3 protein-coding genes and 1 pseudogene are annotated in these 5,073 nt (G+C 72.1%); 3 read left to right on the plus strand and 1 reads right to left on the minus strand.

Annotated elements, in window-relative coordinates:
* Positions 1–164 precede the first annotated feature (164 nt).
* Positions 165–1,214: a PfkB family carbohydrate kinase gene (locus KIH73_RS10610; RefSeq protein ID WP_219083322.1), complete on the minus strand. Its 1,050-nt coding sequence runs from the start codon at positions 1,212–1,214 to the stop codon at positions 165–167.
* Between the two features lie 511 nt (positions 1,215–1,725).
* On the opposite strand from KIH73_RS10610, the gene rpmB reads away from it, so the two are divergent.
* The 3 genes and pseudogenes from rpmB to KIH73_RS11245 all read left to right on the plus strand — a co-directional run.
* Positions 1,726–1,920 (plus strand): 50S ribosomal protein L28, encoded by a 195-nt coding sequence (rpmB, locus tag KIH73_RS10615; protein WP_219083324.1) that lies wholly within the window; start codon positions 1,726–1,728, stop codon positions 1,918–1,920.
* 229 nt (positions 1,921–2,149) lie between these two features.
* The gene (locus KIH73_RS10620) at positions 2,150–4,873 is read left to right on the plus strand and encodes an ATP-dependent DNA helicase RecG (RefSeq protein ID WP_219083326.1); all 2,724 of its coding nucleotides are present in this window, start codon (positions 2,150–2,152) and stop codon (positions 4,871–4,873) included.
* A gap of 74 nt (positions 4,874–4,947) precedes the next feature.
* Positions 4,948–5,073, plus strand: a pseudogene (locus KIH73_RS11245) (helicase-related protein); the annotation flags it as partial.

Raw genomic sequence — 5,073 nt, forward strand, 5'->3', positions numbered from 1 at the left:
AGCCTCAACGCCTCTCGCCGAAACCCGTCATCATAACGCTTCCTCCGATCCTCCCGCATACGCAAGAACCGCACCTCCGATCATCGAATCTGAATTTCTCCAGTCCAACAATCGGGGTGCGGTTCACTCCGGAGCGCACGGCCCTTCACGCGTGGGGGAGCGCGTCACCGCTGGAGCGGGGCGGGGTCGACGCTGTCGAGCAGGGTGACGACCTCGTCGCGGAACGGCGGCACCGGGATGCCGTTGCGGCTGTGCTCGATCGCCAGCGACGACGCGGCGTTCGCCACCCGCGTGGCCTCGACCAGCGACTGGCCCTGCGCGAGCATCGCGCACAGTACGCCGGTGTGGCAGGTGCCGGCCGAGCGGGTGTGCACCGCCTTGGTCGGGAAGCCCTCGACGTGCGTGACCTCGCCGCCGGGCAGACGCACCCAGGCGCCGCGCGATCCGGCCCGGACGACCAGCGGCGCGCGCAGCGCCGTGCCCAGGTCGTCGCACAGCGCGCGCATCTCGTTGTCGAAGGTCCCGCCGACGGTCAGCGGCACCTCGTCCATCGCCACGCCGAGCCGGTCGGCGAGCTTGTAGGCGGCCTGGCGGTTGCACGACCAGATCGGGCGCGCCAGCACCAGGTCCTCCAGCAGGCGGTCGTTGACCAGGTGCAGCGAGTTGGTCGGGTTGAGCACGACCCGGTAGTCGCGCGCGTCCGGGTCTCCGGCGATGCGGCGCACGAACCCGTCGATGCCGGCGGCCGTGTGGTCCATCAGCGAGTTGCCGCTCAGGTGCACCACGTCGCCGGGCTGCGGGTCCACGGTGTCGAACGACGTCTCGTTGCCCTGCGATTCGGCGCCGTAGGTCGCGATGAAGGTCTTCCCGCCGTGGCTGTCGTTGACGACCAGGCGGAAGCCGGTGTCCGCGTCGAGTCGGGTCGGGCCGGTGTGCGTGATGCCGGACTCCTCGTACGCGCGGCGCACCAGCGCGGCCCACGGCCCCTCGCCGACGATGCCGGCGTGCTCGACGGGCGCGCCCATGCGCCGGGCGGCGAGCATCATGCGGAACACGCCGTCCACCGTGGGCGTGGTGTTCGTGCAGGCCGTGAACTCGCCCGCCTTCGGCAGCTCGTCGACGGCCATCATGATGTCGACCCAGACCTGCCCGAGGGAGATGACGGTCGGCGCATGCGCATTGCGGCGCGCCGTGGTGTTGCCAGTATCGGCCATGATGCCTCCTTAGACCCTGCACGCGCCCCTTCGCGCGTAGGTATTACCGGTTGTACCGCGATCGCATGGGAGTTGCCTGAGAGGTCGGGAGCTTCCGTGCGACCGCCGTACCGTCGATATTAGCGTGCGTCCGCCGGCGGGCGCACTCGTTCCCGAGGGTGATTCCTCCGTAGGCGTCATCGCGGCGCGTCATGCGGCACCCGGCGCCCGTCCGTACGGGACGGCCGGTGCGGGGGTGTCTGCCGGGGCGGTCGGGCCGCAGGCGCATGTCCCGGTCCGGTCCCGCATGGCGGACGCGACGTGTCGGCCGCATCGGCCGCATCGGGTCGCCGGGGTCGGGGAGGCCCGGTCCCGCGCCCCGTGCGACGGTCGGGCCGCCGCGGTATAGTGGCCGGCATAATACACGCTGCATTTGCGGTTTGTCGGATTTGCGGCTATATTAGTGAAGTTGTGTGTTCAGACCGCTGTCTGGGCACGGCAGACTTGGAAGCAAGTATCAAGGGAGTCCATCATGGCAGCTCGTTGCGCAGTGTGCGGTAAGGGACCGCAGACCGGTTACACCGTATCGCATTCGCATATCCGCAATAAGCGCACCTTCCGCCCGAACCTGCAGCCGGTTCGCACCACGATCGACGGCGAGAACGTCCGCGTCCGCGTGTGCGCCAAGTGCCTGAAGGCCGGCAAGGTCGCTCGCGTCGCCGCGTGAATCGCGCGCTAACGCTTTACGAAGCCCCGGGGTGGCGTGACCGCCCCGGGGCTTCTGTCGTCCTCGCCGGGCGTGGCGCCGCCCGCGTCGCCGCCGCGGTCTCCGTCGTCCGGTCCGCCGCCATTGCCGTCGCTGCCGTCCGGTCCGTTGTCCTCGCCTCTGTCGCCGCCCGCGCCGCGGTGCGCGGCCGTGCCGGAGGTCCGCGCACGGCCGTGGGAGAATGGGTGGCATGAGCGTTACGTTAGGCACCCCGATCTCGTCGTTGATGACGAACAGGCGTCGCGTGGGGGCGCTCAAGTCGCTGGGCGTGGTGAGCGTGGGCGACGCGCTGACCTACTATCCGTTCCGCGTGACCGATCCGGTGCCGCTGCGCGCGATCCGCGAGGCGCGCATCGGCGAGGCGATGGCGTTCGCCGGCGAGGTCCGCGCGCTGCGCGTCGTGCCGATGAACGCCCGCCGCGGCTACCGGCTGGAGGCCGTGGTCGACGACGCCGCGTTCGCCGCGTCGCGGGGCGTGTCCGCCGCGGTGGCGCGGCTGGTGTTCTTCTCGTACAAGAAGCAGTACGTCGACTGGATGGGCGCGCGGCTGCGCCAGGGCGCGCGCGTGGTCGTCAGCGGGCAGCCGAGCGTGTTCAACGACCAGCTGCAGTTCACCCATCCCGAGGTGCTGACCATCGCGGCCCCCGTCGCCGGGGCGCCCGCGCCGCGGGCCGACGCCGGCGGCGTGGAGGAGGCCCTGGCTCGCGTCTGCCGCCCGCGCCCGGTCTACCATGCCAGCTCGCGCATCTCCAGCGACCACATCCACGATTCGATCCTCGCCATCCTGCGCCTGCTCGCCGGCGACGACGGCACGCCCGCCCCGGCGCCCGCGTCCGCAACCGACGCGGTGCCGCCGTCCCATATGCACAATGTGCCCGTGGCAAGCGCATCGGCGCCCGCACCCGAACCGCCATTTAAAGCCATTCCTGCGCCTTCGCCCGATTTTTCCGATACGCACAATGTGTCCGTGGAGGCCCCGGAGTCGGATGCGGCGGCGCGCGGGCGCCTGCTCGCCGGCCTCGAGGCCGCGATCCCCGACATCATCCCCGAATCGATCCGCGCCGACAAGGGGCTGCACCACCGCGCCGAGGCCTTCCTGGCGATCCACGACCCCGTGTCGGTCAAGGACTTCCATGCCGCCATCGGCACGCTGCGCTACGAGGAGGCGTTCGTCTGCCAGACCGCGCTGCTGCAGGCGCGCCGCCACGCCGGCCAGTCCGCCGCCGAGCCGTGCGCGGACACCGGGCTGCGTGACGCGTTCATCGACGGCCTGCCGTTCTCGCTGACCGACGGCCAGCGCGCGGTGGTCGACGACATCGCCGCCGACATGGCCGCCGACCGCCCAATGCAGCGGCTGCTGCAGGGCGAGGTCGGCTCGGGCAAAACCGTCGTGGCGGTCGCGGCGATGCTGCAGGCCGTCGGCTCCGGCCACCAGGCGGTGCTCGTCGCGCCGACGCAGGTGCTCGCCGAACAGCACCACCGGACCATCGCCGGCATGATGGACCGGCTGTGCGCCGCGGCCGGCGCAGCCGGCGCCGACGTCGTCCCCTCTTCCGGCGATGCCGCCGCCGATTCCGCGGCGCGCGGCGGCCGCGACGAATCCGACGCCGAAGCCGGTGGCGGCGTCCCCGCCCCCGATTCCGGCGCCGTTTCCGCAGCCGATGCCCCCGCGGCCCCCGACGTCTCCGATGCCCGCGATGACGCGCCGGCCGGCGGCGGCGCCCCTGCCGTCCGCGTGCCGCCGGTGATCCTGCTGACCGGCGGCATGAAGCTCGCCGCCCGCCGCAAGGCGCTGGCGGCCGTGGCCTCGGGCGAGCCGTGCATCGTCGTCGCCACGCACGCCGCGTTCTCCAAGACCTTCCAGGCGCCGAACCTCGCGCTCGCGGTGATCGACGAGCAGCACCGCTTCGGCGTCGAGCAGCGCGAGAGCCTGCAGGGCAAGGCCGCGTCGGGTCGGACGCCGCACCTGCTGGTGATGACGGCCACGCCGATCCCGCGCACGGCCGCGATGACCTGGTTCGGCGACCTCGACATCTCCTGGCTGACCGAGCTGCCCGGCGGGCGCAAGCCGATCCGCACGTTCGTGATCCCCGAGTCGGACGGACGGCTGATGGCCTCGATGTTCGCCCATATCCGCGGGCGCATCGACGCCGGCGAACGGGCCTACGTGGTGTGCGCGCGCATCGACGAGTCCGACGATGCGACCGAGGGCGAGCTGACCGGCGACCCGTATGCGGGGGAGTCGGGAGGTGGCGCGGGGGGTGCCGCGGACGGCTCCGATGCCGCCGGTTCCGCGTTGCCGCCGCTGCACGCGGTGGGGCAGATCGTGGAGCGGCTGTCCCGGTTGCCGCAGTTCAGGGGGGTGGAGATGGCCACGCTGACGGGGCGTGACGACGACGCGACCAAACAGCAGGTGATGCGGCGGTTCGCGGACGGCGAGACGCCGGTGCTGGTGGCGACCACGGTGATCGAGGTGGGGGTGGACGTGCCCCAGGCCAGCTGCATCGTGGTGTTCGACGCTGACCGGTTCGGCCTGTCGCAGCTGCACCAGCTGCGCGGCCGCGTGGGGCGCGGCGGCACGCCGAGCTGGGCGTTCCTGGTGTCGCGGGCGGAGCCGGGCAGCCTGGGCGAGCAGCGCCTCGCGGTGATCCGGGACACCCTCGACGGCGCCGCGATCGCGGAGGCCGACCTGCAGCTGCGCGGCGCCGGCGATGTGCTGGGCGACGCGCAGTCCGGCGGAAAATCGAGCCTGAAGCTGCTGCGCGTGGTCAAGGACGCGGCACTGATCGCGGACGCGCGCGAGCGCGCCGGGACGCTGCTGGCCGAGGACCCCGAGCTGTCGGGCGACGTGGAGCTGGCGGGGGCCGTGTTGGACTTCGCTCGTGGCAACGAGACGTTCCTGACGAGCACCTAGGCCCCGGGTCGGTTTCCGCTACGGCCGCCGGGGTTTGCCGGAGGCGTGGATCCGCGGAAGGGGCCGGCATGGGGATGCGGCGGTTCGCGGACGGCGAGACGCCGGTGCTGGTGGCGACCACGGTGATCGAGGTGGGGGTGGACGTGCCCCAGGCCAGCTGCATCGTGGTGTTCGACGCTGACCGGTTCGGCCTGTCGCAG

It is taken from the genome of Bifidobacterium phasiani, assembly GCF_019331775.1.
GTDB classification, from domain to species: Bacteria; Actinomycetota; Actinomycetes; order Actinomycetales; family Bifidobacteriaceae; genus Bifidobacterium; species Bifidobacterium phasiani.